At 69.8% G+C, this 15,832-nt stretch carries 15 protein-coding genes; 5 read left to right on the top strand and 10 right to left on the bottom strand.

Annotation, left to right across the window (positions count from 1 at the left end; genetic code table 11):
• Positions 1 to 26: 26 nt before the first annotated feature.
• From HDA39_RS31450 to HDA39_RS31460, 3 genes are read right to left on the bottom strand one after another with little or no spacing between them, the layout of a single operon-like run.
• Entirely contained in the window at positions 27 to 842 is an 816-nt protein-coding gene (locus tag HDA39_RS31450; protein ID WP_184801382.1) for a TIM barrel protein, read from the bottom strand.
• Complete coding sequence (locus tag HDA39_RS42685; protein WP_184801383.1) at positions 839 to 1,981, bottom strand: dihydrodipicolinate synthase family protein; 1,143 nt, start codon at positions 1,979 to 1,981, stop codon at positions 839 to 841. Before HDA39_RS42685 ends, HDA39_RS31450 begins: the two co-directional genes overlap by 4 nt.
• Positions 1,978 to 3,135 (bottom strand): Gfo/Idh/MocA family protein, encoded by a 1,158-nt coding sequence (locus tag HDA39_RS31460; protein ID WP_184801384.1) that lies wholly within the window; start codon positions 3,133 to 3,135, stop codon positions 1,978 to 1,980. Before HDA39_RS31460 ends, HDA39_RS42685 begins: the two co-directional genes overlap by 4 nt.
• A 366-nt stretch (positions 3,136 to 3,501) precedes the next feature.
• Between HDA39_RS31460 and HDA39_RS31465 the strand changes: the two genes are divergently transcribed.
• Complete coding sequence (locus HDA39_RS31465) at positions 3,502 to 5,064, top strand: threonine/serine exporter family protein (protein ID WP_337925972.1); 1,563 nt, start codon at positions 3,502 to 3,504, stop codon at positions 5,062 to 5,064.
• 136 nt (positions 5,065 to 5,200) lie between these two features.
• On the opposite strand, the gene HDA39_RS31470 is transcribed toward HDA39_RS31465, so the two are convergent.
• From HDA39_RS31470 to HDA39_RS31490, 5 genes are all read right to left on the bottom strand, one after another.
• Positions 5,201 to 5,419 carry a hypothetical protein gene (locus tag HDA39_RS31470; protein WP_202893172.1) on the bottom strand — a complete coding sequence of 73 codons (219 nt, stop codon included), beginning with the start codon at positions 5,417 to 5,419 and terminating at the stop codon, positions 5,201 to 5,203.
• 152 nt (positions 5,420 to 5,571) lie between these two features.
• On the bottom strand, positions 5,572 to 7,170 hold the full coding sequence (locus tag HDA39_RS31475) for an RICIN domain-containing protein (protein WP_184801385.1): 1,599 nt from the start codon (positions 7,168 to 7,170) through the stop codon (positions 5,572 to 5,574).
• On the bottom strand, positions 7,167 to 8,693 hold the full coding sequence (locus HDA39_RS31480; protein ID WP_184801386.1) for a DUF4185 domain-containing protein: 1,527 nt from the start codon (positions 8,691 to 8,693) through the stop codon (positions 7,167 to 7,169). Before HDA39_RS31480 ends, HDA39_RS31475 begins: the two co-directional genes overlap by 4 nt.
• 107 nt (positions 8,694 to 8,800) lie before the next feature.
• Positions 8,801 to 10,060 carry a glycosyltransferase gene (locus tag HDA39_RS31485; protein WP_184801387.1) on the bottom strand — a complete coding sequence of 420 codons (1,260 nt, stop codon included), beginning with the start codon at positions 10,058 to 10,060 and terminating at the stop codon, positions 8,801 to 8,803.
• Between the two features lie 98 nt (positions 10,061 to 10,158).
• Positions 10,159 to 10,851 (bottom strand): hemerythrin domain-containing protein, encoded by a 693-nt coding sequence (locus HDA39_RS31490; protein WP_202893173.1) that lies wholly within the window; start codon positions 10,849 to 10,851, stop codon positions 10,159 to 10,161.
• Positions 10,852 to 10,911: 60 nt separating this feature from the next.
• On the opposite strand from HDA39_RS31490, the gene HDA39_RS31495 reads away from it, so the two are divergent.
• The 4 genes from HDA39_RS31495 (at position 10,912) to HDA39_RS31510 (ending at position 14,139) form a co-directional block, all read left to right on the top strand.
• Entirely contained in the window at positions 10,912 to 11,589 is a 678-nt protein-coding gene (locus HDA39_RS31495) for a TetR/AcrR family transcriptional regulator (protein WP_184801389.1), read from the top strand.
• An 86-nt stretch (positions 11,590 to 11,675) separates the two neighbouring features.
• On the top strand, positions 11,676 to 12,083 hold the full coding sequence (locus HDA39_RS31500) for a cyclic nucleotide-binding domain-containing protein (RefSeq protein ID WP_184801391.1): 408 nt from the start codon (positions 11,676 to 11,678) through the stop codon (positions 12,081 to 12,083).
• Positions 12,084 to 12,099: 16 nt separating this feature from the next.
• On the top strand, positions 12,100 to 13,143 hold the full coding sequence (locus HDA39_RS43895; protein ID WP_337925974.1) for an adenylate/guanylate cyclase domain-containing protein: 1,044 nt from the start codon (positions 12,100 to 12,102) through the stop codon (positions 13,141 to 13,143).
• A gap of 228 nt (positions 13,144 to 13,371) precedes the next feature.
• Positions 13,372 to 14,139 carry a GNAT family N-acetyltransferase gene (locus HDA39_RS31510; RefSeq protein WP_184801393.1) on the top strand — a complete coding sequence of 256 codons (768 nt, stop codon included), beginning with the start codon at positions 13,372 to 13,374 and terminating at the stop codon, positions 14,137 to 14,139.
• A 9-nt stretch (positions 14,140 to 14,148) separates the two neighbouring features.
• Here HDA39_RS31510 and HDA39_RS31515 read toward each other — a convergent pair whose 3' ends face one another.
• Positions 14,149 to 15,423, bottom strand: a complete 1,275-nt coding sequence (locus tag HDA39_RS31515; protein ID WP_184801395.1) for an HAAS signaling domain-containing protein — start codon at positions 15,421 to 15,423, stop codon at positions 14,149 to 14,151.
• The gene (locus HDA39_RS31520; RefSeq protein WP_184801397.1) at positions 15,420 to 15,752 is read right to left on the bottom strand and encodes a PadR family transcriptional regulator; all 333 of its coding nucleotides are present in this window, start codon (positions 15,750 to 15,752) and stop codon (positions 15,420 to 15,422) included. Before HDA39_RS31520 ends, HDA39_RS31515 begins: the two co-directional genes overlap by 4 nt.
• Between the last annotated feature and the right edge of the window lie 80 nt (positions 15,753 to 15,832).

Below are 15,832 nucleotides of genomic sequence, written 5' to 3' on the forward strand. Positions count from 1 at the left end.
GACAGTGCTCCTTGTTTTTTGGGGCTTCAGGCAACGTGTTCCTGGTAGCGGGCGAGGGCCAGGTCGAAGACCTCCTGACCGGGCGCGTCCCACAGCTCTTGGTTGAAGATCTCGACCTCCACCGGCCCGGTGTACCCGGCCGCGTCGCAGGCCTCGCGCAACCGGCGTAGCTCGATCGCGCCATCGCCCATCATGCCGCGACCGAGCAGCGTGTCGGCCGGGAGCGGCACGGTCCAGTCGCTCACCTGGTACGAGCAGATCCGGGCGCCGGCCCGCTCGATCTGGCGGTACACGTCGGCGTCCCACCACAGGTGGTACGCGTCGACGATCACGCCGACCTGCTGGACCGGGAACTGCTCGGCGAGGTCCAGCGCGCCGCCGAGCGACGACACCACGCAGCGGTCGGAGCAGAACATCGGGTGCAGCGGCTCGATCGCGAGCCGGACGCCGCGCTCTTCGGCGTACGGCGCGAGCTCGGCCAGGCCATCCCGCACCATGCTTCTTGCTCCCTCGAGATCTCGGGAGCCGGGCGGCAAGCCACCACTGACCAGCACGAGCGTGTCCGTACCAAGCGCCGCCGACTCGTCGATCGCCCGGCGGTTGTCCTCGATCTTCGCCTTGCGCTCGGCGGGATCCGTCGCGGTGAAGAATCCACCGCGGCACAGCGACGACACCTGCAGGCCGGCGTCCTTCACCAGTTGCGCGGCCTTCTCGACGCCGTACTCCTGGATCGGTTCGCGCCACAGGCCGATCCAGGACAGCTCGGCCTTGGCGCTGGCCGCGACGACGTCCTCGAGCGGCCAGTACTTGGTGGTCGCCTGGTTGAGGCTGTAGCGGTTCACGCGTCGATCCCGTGCGTGGCGAGCAGCAGCCGGAACCGCTGCGTGGCGAGCTCGGGATCGGTCAGTACGCCGGCCTGGTCCGCGAGCCGGAACGTCTCGGCCAGATGCGGGACCGAGCGGCCGGTCTGCAGTCCGCCGACCATGCCGAAGCCGGGCTGGAAGCCGTTCAGCCAGGCCAGGAAGGCGATTCCGGTCTTGTAGTACGGCGTCGGCGCCGAGAAGATGTGCCGCGCCAGCGGGACAGTTGGCGCGAAGATCTCGTCGTACCGGGTCAGGTCGCCGTCGTCGAGTGCCTTCAGCGCGGCCGCGGCCGCCGGGGCGATCGCCGCGAAAATGCCGAGCAGGGCGTCGCTGTGACGGTCCTCGTCGCCGCGGATCAGCTCGGGGTAGTTGAAGTCGTCGCCGGTGTAGAGGCGGACGCCCTCGGGCAGGCGGTTGCGCAGGGCAACTTCCTTGGCGGCGTCGAGCAGGGAGACCTTGATGCCGTCGACCTTGGCGGTGTTCTCGGCGATCAGGTCGACCACCACGTCGGCGGCGGTGTCGAGATCGTCGCTGCCCCAGTAGCCGTCGAGCGCGGGGTCGAACATGCTGCCGAGCCAGTGCAGGACCACCGGCTTGGTCGACTGCGCCAGCAGGTTGTCGTAGACCTTGCGGTAGTCGTCGGGCCCGGAGGCTGCAGCGCACAGGGCCCGGCTGGCCATCAGGATCGGCTGCGCGCCAACGCCCTCGGCGACCGCCAGTTGCTCCTCGTACGCCGCTGTGACTGCCTCGAGTGAGTGCTGACCTGCTGTGAGTTGATCGGTGCCGACGCCGACGGCGATGCGGCCATCCGGTGCCTCGGCCGCAGACCGGCGGATCAGCTCCTGCGTGGCGACCCAGTCCAGGCCCATCCCCCGCTGAGCTGTGTCCATCGCCTCGGCCACCGACAGCCCGAGCGACCACAGGTGCCGCCGGAACCCGAGCGTGTGCTCCCAGTCGATCACCGCAGGCGCACCGGGTGAGTTGTCGCCCAGCGGATCGGCGACCACATGAGCCGCCGCGAACGCCAGCCGGCTGCGCGCCGGCTCGTAGGTGCCGTGGGCAACCGGCGTACCGACCAACTGGTAGTCGACCAGTTCACCTTGGAGCGGGAGCCTCATGACTCGATCGCCAGCGCTGGGACCTCCAGCTTGCGGCCTTCCTTCCACGACTGCAGGCCGAGCTCCGCGAGCTGCACGCCCTTGGCGCCCTCGACGAAGTCCCAGGTGAACGGCGCGTCGTCGACGATGTGCCGCAGGAACATCTCCCACTGCACCTTGAACCCGTTGTCGAACACCTCGTTGTCCGGCACCTCGGACCACTGGTCGCGGAACGAGTACTCGGCCGGGAGGTCCGGGTTCCAGACCGGCTTCGGCGTCGCCGACCGGTGCTGCGCGTGGCAGTTCCGCAGCCCGGCGACCGCCGACCCCTCGGTCCCGTCGACGTGGAACTCGACCAGCTCGTCGCGGAACACCCGGGTCGCCCACGAGGAGTTCAGCTGCGCGACGATCCCGCCCTCGAGCTCGAACACGCCGTACGCCGCATCCTCCGCGGTCGCGACGTACTCGTTGCCCTGCTCGTCCCAGCGCTGCGGGATGTGCACCGCGCCCTGGCAGTAGACCGTCTTGACCGGCGCGAAGATCTGGTCGAGCACGTACCGCCAGTGGCAGAACATGTCGACGACGATCCCGCCGCCCTCCTCCGACTTGTAGTTCCAGGCCGGCCGCTGCGCCTCCTGCCAGTCACCCTCGAAGACCCAGTACCCGAACTCGCCGCGCACCGACAGGATCTTGCCGAAGAACCCACCGTCGACCAGCCGCTTCAGCTTGCGCAGCCCCGGCAGCGACAGCTTGTCCTGGACGACGCCGTTCTTCAGCCCGGAGTCGCGGACCAGCTTGGCCAGGTCGACCGCCGCCTCGAGTCCCTCGGCGATCGGCTTCTCGCAGTAGATCGCCTTACCGGCCTCGACCGCGGCCCGGACGCCCTTCTCGCGCAGCTGGGTCAGCTGGGAGTCGAAGTAGATCTCGACGTCCGGCTCGGCCAGCGCCTCCGACAGGTCGGTGGTCCACCGTGTCAGCCCGTACTGCTCGGCGATCCGCCGCAGCTTGAGCTCGTTCCGCCCGACCAGGATCGGGTCCGGAATGATCATCGACCCGTCGGCGGCGGGGATCCCGCCCTGCTCACGGATCGCCACGATGGAACGCTCCAGGTGCTGGCGCAGGCCCATCCGGCCGGTGACGCCGTTCATCACGATGCCGACGCGTCGTTCGCTCACTGTTGCTGCCTTTCCTTCGGCGCGCTCGGAAAGCCCTTTCCGAGCCGTCTGACCGCAACCTTAGGTCGACCACCAGACCGAGTCAACCGCTTGCCGAAACCGGCCGGAAAGCGATTGCTGCCCGGCGGCTGCGGAAGCACGCCCCTCGCCCACCAAGTCACGCCCTCGTCCCCGAGTACCGACCCCCGATCCCGCCGCGCACTTCGGGCAGGCCCACCCCCCGACCTCGTCCTTCAAGTACCAGCCCCCGACCCCTGCACGCACCGGATCACCTACCCCCGCCAACACCCAGCACCCGGTGGATGCCGTCCGGTTGGGTACGGCACCCCGGTGGGCGTTAGCGTCACAGCAGACGAAAGGAGTGCGGTGTCCAAGGGTGAGCGGACCGGCAGCACCGGCCCGGAGGTCGGCCAGACCGGCGAGGTCGGACAAGACGTCCACGGGATGTCGGCAGCGGGCGGAGACGGGTCCCGCGACGGCCAGGCTTCCGCCGTACAGGACGTCGTACCGACCGCCGAGCGCCGTACCAGCGGCAGGCGCGCCGACGACCGGCGAGCCGAGGAGGAGCAGCAGGCCCGCGACGAGCAGCGCGAGCTCTACAGCACCCTCGACCTCGCCCTGCGGATCGGTGAGGTCCTGCTCTCGAGCGGCGCCGGTACGGCGGACGCGACCGCGACCATCCTCGGCGTGACCGCCGCGGGCGGGCTGCGCGGCTGCGAGGTCGACATCACGTTCACCTCGATCGCGATCTCGTACCAGGCCGCGCCCGATGTCGCGCCCGAGACGCACATGCGCGTCGTGCGGTACCGCAGCCAGGACTTCTCGCGTCTCACCGACGTCGACCGGCTCGTCCGCCACTTCGCCCGCGGCGACCTGAGTCGCGAGGAGACCAGCCGCGAACTCGCCCGCATCGTCTCGGCCGGCCCGCCGTTCCCGCGCTGGAGCTCGGTGCTCGCCTGGGGCGTGATGGCCGGCGGCGCGACGCTGCTGCTCGGCGGTGGCTGGCTGATCACGGCGATCGCCGTCGTCACCGCGGTCGTGATCGAGCTGAGCAACCGGTGGTTCAACCGGCAGCGGCTGCCCGCGTTCTACCAGCAGGTCGCCGGCGCGTTCGTCGCGACGGCCGTCGCGCTGGTCCTGTACGCCGTGCACGCGCCGGTGAAACCGTCGCTGGTCGTTGCCGCAGGCATCATTATGCTGCTCGCCGGGATCGCGCTCACCGGTGCTGTGCAGGACGCCATCACCGGGTACTACGTGACCGCCGCGGCCCGTCTCCTGGAAGCGATGCTCCTCACCGGCGGCATCATCGCGGGCGTCAGCCTGGGCCTCACGCTGGGCATCAAACTCGGCCTCCCGGTCGCCATCGAAGCCCAAACCATCCAGCTGGCGAACCTCCCGGTGATGGTCATCTCCGGCGCGCTGATGGCCGTCGCCTTCTGCTACGCGTCGTACGCGCCTCTCCGCTCGCTCCTCCCCGTAGCCATCGTCGGCGCCCTCGGCTCCCTCGCGTACACGCTGATGGCGCGAGCCGAGTTCGGCCCCGCCTGGTCCACCGCCGCGGCCGCCTTCGTCGTAGGCCTGGCCGGCTACTCCCTGGGCCGCCGCACCGGCGTACCGCCGCTGGTCGTGGTTGTCTCCGGCACCATTCCCCTGCTCCCGGGCCTGACCATCTACAAAGGCCTCCTCGAACTGATGTCCCAAGGCAACCTGATCGGCATCGTCAGCCTCGCCACCGCGGTCGCCATCGGAGTAGCCCTGGCCTCCGGCATCATCCTCGGCGAGTACGTCGCCCAGCCCATCCGCCGAGAAGCCCGCCGCCTCGAAGACCGCCTCGCCGGCCCCCGCCTGGTCGGCCCCCGTCGCCCCATCCGCCCCCGCCAGCCCCGCCCCCGCCGAACCACCAGCCGCCGCTCCCGCCGCCACAAGTAGCCCTCATGGGTCCGATGGAGAGCGGAGGATCCGGGCCCTCGCTGTCAGCTCCCCGGTGCAGTGAGGCCCAGCTCCGCTGGAGGACCACCGGCCCGGCCCCGCTGTCAGCGCCCCGGTGCGAAGAGGGTGGCGAGGGTCAGCCGGACGATCGTGCGGTGAGGCCCAGCTCGGCCAGCGCCGCGGCGCCTCGCTCGGCGTCGTCGCCGCCGGCGAGTACGAGCGTCCGCGCCGACTGGTACCGGCAACCGGCGGCATCGAACGCCACCGCCGTCGCGAGCAGCGCGGCCCGATCTCCGGTCAGCACGGCTTCGGCCCGGTCCACCGGCTCGCACCGCATCGTCCTCAGCAGCGACACCACCCTGACCGACCCGGACGGTTTCGTCTGGCAGCCCACCGCCGCCTGACGCTTCCCGGCACCTGGTGAAGCAAGCCGTCAGCTGACCCGCACGCCGCCCAAAGGCCCAGGCCCAGATCTCTCTGGTCCTGGGCCTTGGCCTCGCTCGGAACTCAGCGCTGTTCCAACCGCCACGTCTGAGGCTGGAGGTTGTTGCAGGTCCAGGTCGCGACGTTAGCGCCCGGAGCGGTGGATCCGCCGGCTACGTCCAGGCAGTTGCCGGAGTTCTGGCCGATGAGTTTGTAGTACGACCGGCCCACGTTGACCAGGCGCCAGCGTTGCCAGCCGCCGTCCTGGCACGTCCATTGCTGGACGTTCGCTCCGGGAGTGGAGGAGTTGCTGGCGACTTCGACGCAGAGTTGGGAGTTCTGGCCGCGGAGGCGGAAGAAACCGTTGCCCTCGGAGGTGAACTGGAAGTTCTGCGGGCCCAGGTTGTTGCAGGTCCACTGCTGGATGTTGCCGCCAGGGACCCGGGAGTCCGCGGCGACGTCCAGGCAGTGGCCCGACTGCGCACTGACCAACCGGTACGTCGCGTTGCCGACACCCGCGGCGTCCTGCGTGCCGATCGCGGAGCCGGAGGCGTAGTACGTCTTGCAGACCGTGCCGTCCCAGTCGCTGGCGAGCTGGAGGACCCGCGAGCCGTCGGCGGACGGGACCAGGGGCGAGCTGTAGTTGGGGCAGAAGTTGTTCACCGGGTTGTTCACCGCGACCGGCGCCGGGATCTCGTACCAGAGCCCGTTCGACCCCTCGGAGTTGACGAACACCGTCCGGCCGTTGTCAGCGGCAACCGATCCGTTCGCGTTCTGCAGGATCTGCCCGACCAGCAACAGCTTCCCGTTCGGCGCCCCGGCCGAAGCCGACCACGCGAGCGTCGGCGCGTGCGTGAAGTACTTCCCGTCCGGCGTCTGCGCCCGTACGCCGAGCGCCGACGGCGATCCCCAGTTCCACCCGTCACCCGACGTCCGGGTGTGGACGACGCAGTCGTACTGCCCACCCAGCCCGCAGATCTCGTACACCATCACGTACGAACCACTCGGCTGCTTCCGTACGACGGGCATCCCGGGCCGGTGCCCGAACGTCGGCGACGACACCGTCGGACTCCGATCCGTCCAGGTGATCCCGTCCGAGCTCCGCGTCTCCATCAGCTTCTGGCTGTGCGCCCCATCCGTCTCGTCCGCGTAGTGGCAGACCAGCCGCCCGTCCGCCGCGACGGAGAACTCGGGCTCCCACAACCCCTTGGTGTTCGGCGCCGTCGCGCAGTTCGACAGGTACGACCAGGTCCGCCCGAGGTCGTTGCTCTTCCAGATCTTCAGCGCCATCGGCCGTGCGTCCGCGCCGACCGACGCGGCCCACAGCATCGTCCCGGCCGGCATCGCGCCGACCTGCTGCGGCAGCTCGTACAACGTCGCGCAGCACAGGCCCTTCCCGCCGGCGGATCCCGGATCGGCCACGGTGCCGACCTGCGCGAACGTCCCGCCACCGTCGGTGCTCTCGTAGATCGCGCCGAGCCCGTTGTTCCCCGCGAAGGTGACCACGCTCGCGAGGATCCGCCCGTTGGCAGTCCCGTTGTGCTCGAGCCGTACGGCGCGCGGGTACAACCCGGTGTCGTTGCGCAGCAGCTGCCCGGTCGCCTCGACCTGAGCGGTCGCAGGAGCGGCGCCCACCACAGAACCCAGCAGCAGCGCGAAAACCACCACGAGCCGGCGCATCATCGGACCTCCTCCAGCACCACGTCGTCGAGCTGGAACCAGACGTCCTGCCCATGCCCGGTGAACCCGGCATAGACCTGCACCAACGACTCCCTACCGGAGTCGAACTCCACACTCACCTTCGTGTACACCGAGTACGCACCACCAGGCTTGGCCTTCAAACCCTTCCCCGCCAAGGTCCGTACGCCGACCACCGTGTCCCGGTTGTTCTCGGCCGTCCGCACCCACGCCGACAACCGGTACCGATGCCCCGGCCGCACCGCCACGTTCTGCTGCACCGAGTGCGCCCCGATCGAGTCGCGCAGGTAGGCGTTCCGAGCCCCGCTGTGCCCGAGATCAGCGGCGTCGATCCCACCCCGCCCGTTCAACTGCCACGGCGCCGACGGCGTCGTACCGGCCTGCTCCTCGAACCCCGGATCGGTGACCAGGTTGGTCACGGCACCGTCGTCGGTGAGCTTGGTGTGCATCAGGAACACGTTGTACGGATCCCACTGCGACATCGTGAAGTACAGGTCGGACCCGGACGACCACGGATGCATGTAGGTCCCGTACAGCCCCGGGAAGTCGGTGCCCTTGACAACGACCTTCTCGCCGCTCCACGGCCCGGTCAGCGAGGCCGACGACCGCAGTACGACGGACGCCCGCTGCTCGTCGAGGTACATCATCAACCACTTGCCGAGCTGCGCGTTCCACTGCACGGAGACCTCGCTCACCGGCCCGATCGCGATCGGTACGGCGGCGCGCTCACGCCCGGACCACGCCCGCCCGTCCCAGTACCGCCAAGCGTTCTTCGACAGCACCTGCTTCTCCGGAACGCGGGCCAGGTACGCGTTGCCGTGCCGGCCGTTCGGCGTACCGATCATGTAGACGAAGCCCTTGTCGCGCACGAGCGCGGTCATCTGGAAGTTGTTGTCCCAGGTCTTCGTGTTCTGCCAGCGCGCCTTCGGGTCCTTGGTCCAGGTCTCGCCGTTGTCGTCGGAGTACGCGAAGCCGGAGTAGTTGGTGAACCAGCTGCCGGCCGGACCCCAGTAGTTGACCGACATGTACTGCACGTACTGGCGTTTCCCGACCGCGACGCCGGCCGTCGGGATCACCGTGTGCTCGTCGCGGTCGATCTTCTTGCAGTCCAGGAACTCCTTGGCGTGACCGGGCCTGTCCTCGGCGGCGCTGTCCAGCGTCATCCCGTCGGCGAGGTTGCGGTCCTTGCTGCGGAACAGCAGGTTGCAGCGCCAGTCGATGGTCGCCGAATCGCCGACGCCACCACCCGGCCCGGTCCAGCCGCTGCCGTAGCTGTCGCCGAACGCGGTCAGGATCTCGCCGGAACCGTTGTCCCAGAGGATCCCGAGGTCGGTCGCCTTCAGCGCGAACCGGGCCTCGGTGTCGTTGATCGAGCCCGGCCCGGTGAGCTTGGCGATCTGCTCGGCAGGACTCGGTACGGCGGTCGCGCGGGCCGGGGGAGGAGAGGTGCCGGGCAGCAGGGCGGCGGCGAGCACCAGTGGCAGGAGGAGGGCGAAACGCTTCTGCATGCGTGTCTCCTAGCGGGGGCGGTATGGAGGCATGGGAAATCGATTTCTGAGCCAACGTAACCGGGGATCCGCGGGAGGTCAACGCCTGAACTGCTGGTGGAAATGGTTCAGCTGGTCGCCTGCTCGACGGCCACCGCCGCTTGCTCGGCACCGGACTCGTCCAGCAGCCGTTCGGCGATCGCCCGAGCACGTTCGCGGTAGGCATCGGTGAGCACCGGCTCGAGCGCATCCAGCAGCGAGAGCTCGGTCAGCTCGGTGAACTTCAACGTCGTCCCCACCCCGAGCCGCGCCAGCTGCGCACCCCAGAACGGCTGATCGGCGAAGATCGAGCACACCACCGTCGGCAATCCGGCGCGCAACGAGCTGGCCGTCGTACCGGCTCCACCATGATGAACAGCAGCCCGGCACAACGGCAGCACCGCCTCGTGATCCAGCTCGGCGACCACCCGGACCTGCCCATCCTCCAACGCACCGGCCGCGACGTCGCTCCACCCCGCGCCGACCAACGCCCGCACACCGAGCGAGCTGCTCACCTTGCTGATCAGCGCCAATGCGGCCTGCGCGTCGAGCACCGGCATGCTCCCGAACCCGAAGTACACCGGCGCTTCGCCCGCCGCGATCCACTCCAGCAACCCGTCGTCCTTGGCCTGATGAAGAACAGCCCGCTGCTCGGGAGTCGGTGTCAGGAACCCGGTCAACGGCCGCCGTACATCCCAATCGGCCAGCTCCGGTACGACGTACCGGCTGAACGCCTGCAACTCCAGCGACCCGGTCCGCGCGAGCCGCCGCGACGACGTCTCCGTCGTACTCGGCAGCCCGAGCTTCGCCCGCAGATCGTTGACGAACGGCGCGAACAGCGGCCAGCTGTTCTTCTCGACCTCGTCGTACGTCGCCAGGTTCTGCTCCGGCGAGAACACCGCGGTCGACACCAGCAGATGCGGAAACGCCGCGTTCCGCCGCATCGGCGCATGATGCACCGCGACGTACTGCAGCCCGCGGCTCTCCGCGATCACCACGCCTTCGAGCTCGGTCGCCGTCCCCGACACCAGCACGTCCATGCCATCCACGAGCTCGAGCAGCGCCGCATGCAGCTGATCGGCGATCTGATGCTTGTGGTCGATCAGCCATTTCACGTACGACGCAACGTCCCCCGCCGCAAGCCAACGCCGCCCCTGCTCCGACTCGAGAAACTCCCGCGCACTCATCTCCATGTCCACCGTCGGTACGCCGAACGCCGGCCCCATCCAGGCCAGATCCGACGAGGTCGCCAGCACCACGTCGTGCCCCCGCCCCATCAGCTCAGCCGCCAGCACCGCCATCGGCTGGGCGTCGCCCCGACTCCCCATCCCCACCAACGCCACCCGCATGAGCCCACCCCTGAGCCTGGTGCGCCGCACACCCGGCCCACGGACCCCAGATGCTAACCGTCTAGACCGGTTCAGCTCAGCCCGTTGTCCACAGCCGCTCAGTCGACCGCGAGCGAACGGCGTGCCTTTGCGTACGAGCGCAGCAGGATCGGGCGCAACCACCGCACCGGCGGCGGGAAGTTGGCCATCATGATGGCGTAGCCCTGGGTGCGGGTCGGGTTCTCCATCAGGCCGAGGACCCACTCCGGGCCGGCCTTCGGCGCGCCGGCCACGATCGCCTTGCGCAGCGTGATGATCTCGCCGGCCGGTACGTCGGGGAAGAGTTCGCGCAGGATCGGCTCCTCGGTGTCCAGGTGGCCGGCCAGTACGTCGCGCACCTCCAACGCCGACGGCAGCAGCGAAGCGGCCCGCCCTTGCAGCCCTTGCCCGGCAGGCGCGCCGTGCAGCCCGAGGTCGGCGGGCGCGCCGCGGAGTGCGGCGGCCTCGGTGGAGAGTTGCTCCAGCGCGCCGTCGAGTTTGTCGTGCTCGACCGAGAGCGCGTCCAGTTGCGCGACGACCTCGGGGAAGCGGCCGCGCAGTACCGGCCAGAACAGCTCGTCCTCGCTCTCGTGGTGGTGATGGACGAACGCGGCCTGCCAGTCGATCAGCTTGACCAGCGTCGCGACGCGGACCGGCCGGCCGTCGATCAGGGCCTGCAGGGCGTCGACGACCAGTGCGGTGCTGCGCCGCATGATCGTGTGCACCGCGATCAGTTCGTCGTACAGGCGCAGGCCCTCGGTCGGGTCGGTCACGGGTGGCTCCAATTCAGGTGAAGATGGTTCTAATGATTTCTTTGAGCGTAGCCTGAACCCATGACGCCCCGCTCCTACCACTCCCCACGACGGCAAGAAGACGCCGCAGGGACCCGCCGCGACATCGTCGACGCGGCGCGGCGGCTGTTCGCGGCGCAGGGCTACGCGCGGGTGCCGGTCGCGGAGATCGCGGCGGCGGCCGGTGTCTCGGTGAAGACCGTCTACGCGAGCGTCGGGAACAAGCCCGAGATCCTCGCGGAGATCATCAGCCTCAGCATTCAGGAGTCGGACGCGACGGCGTCGCTGGAACGCGTGCGGGCGAGCCGCGACCTGCGGGGAGTCGTCGCCGAACTGGCCGCGGGGATCCGGAAGTCCACCGAGGGCTCGCAGGACGCGATCGACATCATCTACTCCGCGCTGGGCGCGCACGAGGTCGCCGACCGGGCCTGGCAGCAGAGTACGACGGCGTTCCGGGCGGCCTTGCGGGAAGCGGCCGATCACCTGGTCGCGCTAGGGGCGGTCCGGGACGGGCTGAGCGCGGAGAAGGTCGGGGACGTGTTGTGGCTGTCGTTCGGCTTCGGCGCCTGGCGGTCGCTGGTGCGGGACTGCGGGTGGTCGTGGGACGCGGCGGAGGAGTGGTTGCGGGAGCAGGCGTACGCCGTACTGGATCCGGGGCGAGCAGTGCCGGACCGAGCGGGTGCCGGGCGGGATTCCCGGCGAGCTGCAGGGCTTCGGTGACCCCCGGGCGGTTCAAGCGTTAGAGTTACCGACGGGAAACATCGACTGTGCGCCGGGCGCGGGTCCGGCGGGCTCGGAGGATCGACGTGGCGTTTGGTAGGACGTCCCCCAGGGACCTGCCGTTGTTCGCGGACCTGTCCGGCCGCGAGATCAAGGACATCTTCCGGGCCGGCGAAGAGGTGTCGGTGCCGGCCGGATGGTCGCTGATCCTGGAACAGACGCCGCCGGACGCGGCGTACCTGATCCTGGCCGGTACGGCGTCGGTCCGCGTCAAGGGCGAGGAGATCGCCGAGCTCGGCCCCGGCGACATCGCCGGCGAGGTCGCGGTCCGCCAGAACCGGTTGCGCACGGCAACAGTCACCGCGCGCTCGCGCCTGCAGCTGCTGCACTTCACCCGGGAGAAGTTCGACGACCTCACCACCCGCCTCCCCAACTTCCGCGACGCCATCGACGCCACCATCGCCGAACGCCGTGGCCCCCAACCCAACGCCTGACCCGACACCGGATCCCGTGGAGCAGGACAAGCAATCCACCGAGGACTCGGTGGACGGGGAGAGACGAGCTGTTCCTACCTCCGCTGTCTCTCCTCCTCCTGATCTAGGGGCCCTGGCCAAGGAGTTCGAGACGACACTGCTCGGCGGCGAGCGGACGTTCACCCGGCTGCAGGTGTCCGAGCGGGCCGGCATCTCGTACGAGCGGGCCGAGCGGATGTGGCGGGCGCTCGGGTTCGCGACCGTGCCGGACGACGAGGTCGCGTTCACCGCGGACGACGTGGAGGCGCTCCGCCTGGTCGCGGCGCTCGAGGACGACGGATTCATCGACCCGTCGGTCGAGTCGTCGCTGGCGCGCAAGCTCGGGCAGACGCAGTCGCGGCTGGCGTCGTGGCAGTCGGCGATGTTCCTCGACTTCCTCGCGCAGGCGAAACTGCCGGCCGACGAGGCGATCGAGGTCGCCGGGATGCTGCTGCCGGCGATGGAGAAACTGCAGACCTACGTCTGGCGCCGCCACCTCGCGGCCGCCGCCGGCCGCTCGGTCGCCGCGTCCGACGAACTGGCGCGCGGCATCCGCGCGGTCGGGTTCGCCGACATCGTCAGCTACACCCGCCTCACCCGCCGCCTGACCGAGGCCGAGCTCGGCGAACTCATCGAACGCTTCGAGGGCATGGCCGCCGACGTCGTCGCACAGAACGGCGGCCGCGTCATCAAGTCCATCGGCGACGAGGTCCTGTTCGTCACCGACACCGCCGCGCAAGGCGCCGCCGTCGCCCTCGCCCTCCAGGACCACGTCGCCGCCACCGACGACCTCCCCGACCTGCGCATCGGACTCGCGTACGGCGCAATCCTGATCCGCCTCGGCGACGTCTACGGCGAAACCGTCAACCTCGCCGCCCGCCTCACCTCGGAATGCAAACCCGGCCGAGTCCTCACCGACCGCGAACTAGCCGCCGCCCTAGACGGCCACCCGTCGTACCACCTCCGCCGCCTCCGCCGGGTCTCGGTCCGCGGCTACCACCACCTCACGCCGTACGCGCTGCAACGCAATACCAACAGCTGATACCGGCCCGAGGTCGCCGCGCATCAGCTGGCAGGTCGGACGTGCACCACTGACCAACCCCGGGCGATTGGGTCTCGAGGCTGTTTGCTGAGCGTGGATGGCGTCGGCGGCGGATGGTTGATGAGTGGTGGGTGTCCGCCGAGGCGGCACCGCCCGCCGCGGGGGCTATTGGTCGTGGGATCACCGGCCGCTCGCAGGCCAAGAACTGGCTGCGGGGACAATGGTTGAGTGCGCGAAATCTTGAGCCCGGCCGACCTAGTAGCAGCGGCCGACGGGGATGTGAGAGTGCTGTGGGCGGGTCAAGGACTCAAGGACAGGAACCGCGCCTGGTGCGCCGGCGACGCCGTGGCGGTTGTTGCGCCTGAGTTGAATCGGCACGACCGGATCGTGGTGAAAGGGCCGATCGACGACGTCGCGCCGCTGGTCCGTGGCGTGCTGGGGATCGTCGGGCCGACGTACCGGCCGTTCGGTGCGGAGCCGCTCATTCGCGAGGTAGTCGAGCGGATCCCGGAGCTGAGTCTGCGGGCGACGTTCGGCTGGATGGAGACCGACGAGCCTCCGGCCGAGACCGTGACAGCGCGATGGCTCGCCGATGACGCGGGTGTCGCCGAGTTGCTCGAAGAGGCCTCGCCGACGTCGTACGCCTGGCCGGGTGCGGCCGGGGTTACGCGGTGGGCGGGCATCGAGGCTTCAGAGCCGAGCGCCCGCCCGGATGGAGCTGACCTCAGCGCCCCCGAGCCGGAGCAGGGGAGACTGCTGAGTGTCGCGGCCGATGCCTGGAGCGCCCCCGAGGTCGGGTTCATCGCCGGGGTCGCGACGCTGCCGTCGGCCCGTGGGCGTGGGCTGTCGCGGCAGGTGTGTGCGTTCGTGACGACCGAGCTGGTGAAGCGGCACGGGCGGGTCGGTCTGATGGTTGACGGCGGCAACGAAACCGCGATCGGCCTGTACCGCACACTGGGCTACAGCTACCACCCGGTCGGGGTGGCGCAGCTGTAGCCCAGCGAGTCAGCGAGTCGGAACGGTCAGCGTGACCCCCGTCGACGGCTTGCCCGAAGGCGTCACCGGCGGCTTGGCGGTCGGCGCAGGAGTAGTACCGGCGGTAGGCGTCGGCGTCACGCCAGGCGTCGGCCCACCAGTCGGACCAGGCGTCGTACCAACCGTCGGCGTAGCCGGCGCCGGCGGCGGCACGAACGGCGCCTTCGTGCCCTCCCGGCAGCCCACCGGCTCACCCGTCTCCGGGTCGTAGGTGCCGACCGAGTCCGGATCCACCATCGTCAGCGGGAACTGGTTGGTCACCCGCTGGTCAGTGCCGTAGTTCGCCGAGCAGTCCCGGACGGGCAGGTTCACCGCCTGTCCGCTCTCCGTGTAGAGCCGGACGCTGACCTGCTGGCCCTTCTCGTCGAACGGGTACAGGTTCTCGATCGGCGAACCGTCCAGCGAAAGCCCCTGCTGGTACGACGAGTTGTTGCTGGTGTTGTCGTAGTTCCGCATCGAGAACAGCCCGTTCGACCCGGCGACGAAGCTCCCCGCGAGCGCGGCCGGCAGCGCCAGCGCCGCGATCACGTTCAGCGGTACGACGTACCAGAGCCAGCGCCGGTCCTGCTGACTCCGCCGGCCGATCCAGATCGACACCCCGGCACCCGCGATCGCGCCGACGACCGCGACCGCTCCGGCACCGAACAGCGCGAAGAACCCGCCGCCGCCGAGCGCGCCGCGGACGACCCACCAGACCGGCTGGCCGATGCTGACCAGTTCGGTCCGCACGTTCGGCGGGATCTGCGCGATCAGGCCGCGGACGAACTCGGTGCCCTGCACCCCGCGCGGGGTGTCGAGCACGACCCGCGGGCTGTTGTTGCCGAGGGCACGGACTCCGAGGAACGCCGCGGCGAACAGCACGGCCAGGCCGATCAGTCCGAGGAACCCGGCCGCCTCGGGCGACGAGGTCAGCAGGCCGATCAGGACGAAGAACGGCCCGAAGACTCCCGCGATGATTGCCCAGCGCAACGACTTCTCGGCGGCACTCTCGTTCAGCTCGGGAGGCCGCGTCGACGCGGGGTAGCCGGCCGCGGTGCGCAGCTCGTCGGCGTACTGGCGGGGAGTGCCGAGCCGCTCCCAGAGCTCACCCTCGGTCGGTTCCTGCTGGAACTCGGCCGCGACCTCGGTGAGGTGACTCGCGACGTCGTCGAGCACGTCCTCCAGCTCGCCCGGCGGCAGGTCGGCCAGCTCCGCCTTGACCTGCGCCAGATAGGTCGCGATCGTTCCGGTCAGGGTGCTGTTCACGCCGCCTCCTCCTTGGTGGTCAGCAGGCCAGCCATGGTGCCGGCGAAGTGGTTCCAGGTCTTGGTGGACTCGGTCAGCAGGTCGAGGCCGACCTGGTTCAGCCCGTAGTACTTGCGGTGCGGCCCTTCCTCGCTCGGCTGCACGTACGACGTCAGCGCGCCGGCCGCGAACAGCCGCCGCAGCGTCCCGTAGACCGAGGCGTCCGCGACCTCCACGAGCCCGGCGGCGCGCAGCCGCCGCAGTACGTCGTACCCGTACCCGTCGGCGTCGCGCAGCACGGCGAGCACGGCGAGGTCCAGCACGCCCTTGAGCAACTGGCTCGGATCCATCGACAACTCCTCGGCAAGTCGACGCACCGCCGCCCCGGACCCCTCAGACCGGGATCGGCGGTGCTCTGCCGTTAACACTA

Source organism: Kribbella italica (assembly GCF_014205135.1).
GTDB classification, from domain to species: domain Bacteria; phylum Actinomycetota; class Actinomycetes; order Propionibacteriales; family Kribbellaceae; genus Kribbella; species Kribbella italica.

What these genes read in the sequence shown, in the direction of transcription:
- HDA39_RS42685 (WP_184801383.1), bottom strand. Translation starts at nt 1,981, where the DNA reads ATGAGGCTCCCGCTCCAAGGTGAACTGGTCGACTACCAGTTGGTCGGT.
- HDA39_RS31475 (WP_184801385.1), bottom strand. Translation starts at nt 7,170, where the DNA reads ATGATGCGCCGGCTCGTGGTGGTTTTCGCGCTGCTGCTGGGTTCTGTG.
- HDA39_RS31480 (WP_184801386.1), bottom strand. Translation starts at nt 8,693, where the DNA reads ATGCAGAAGCGTTTCGCCCTCCTCCTGCCACTGGTGCTCGCCGCCGCC.
- HDA39_RS31485 (WP_184801387.1), bottom strand. Translation starts at nt 10,060, where the DNA reads ATGCGGGTGGCGTTGGTGGGGATGGGGAGTCGGGGCGACGCCCAGCCG.
- HDA39_RS31495 (WP_184801389.1), top strand. Translation starts at nt 10,912, where the DNA reads ATGACGCCCCGCTCCTACCACTCCCCACGACGGCAAGAAGACGCCGCA.
- HDA39_RS31520 (WP_184801397.1), bottom strand. Translation starts at nt 15,752, where the DNA reads ATGGATCCGAGCCAGTTGCTCAAGGGCGTGCTGGACCTCGCCGTGCTC.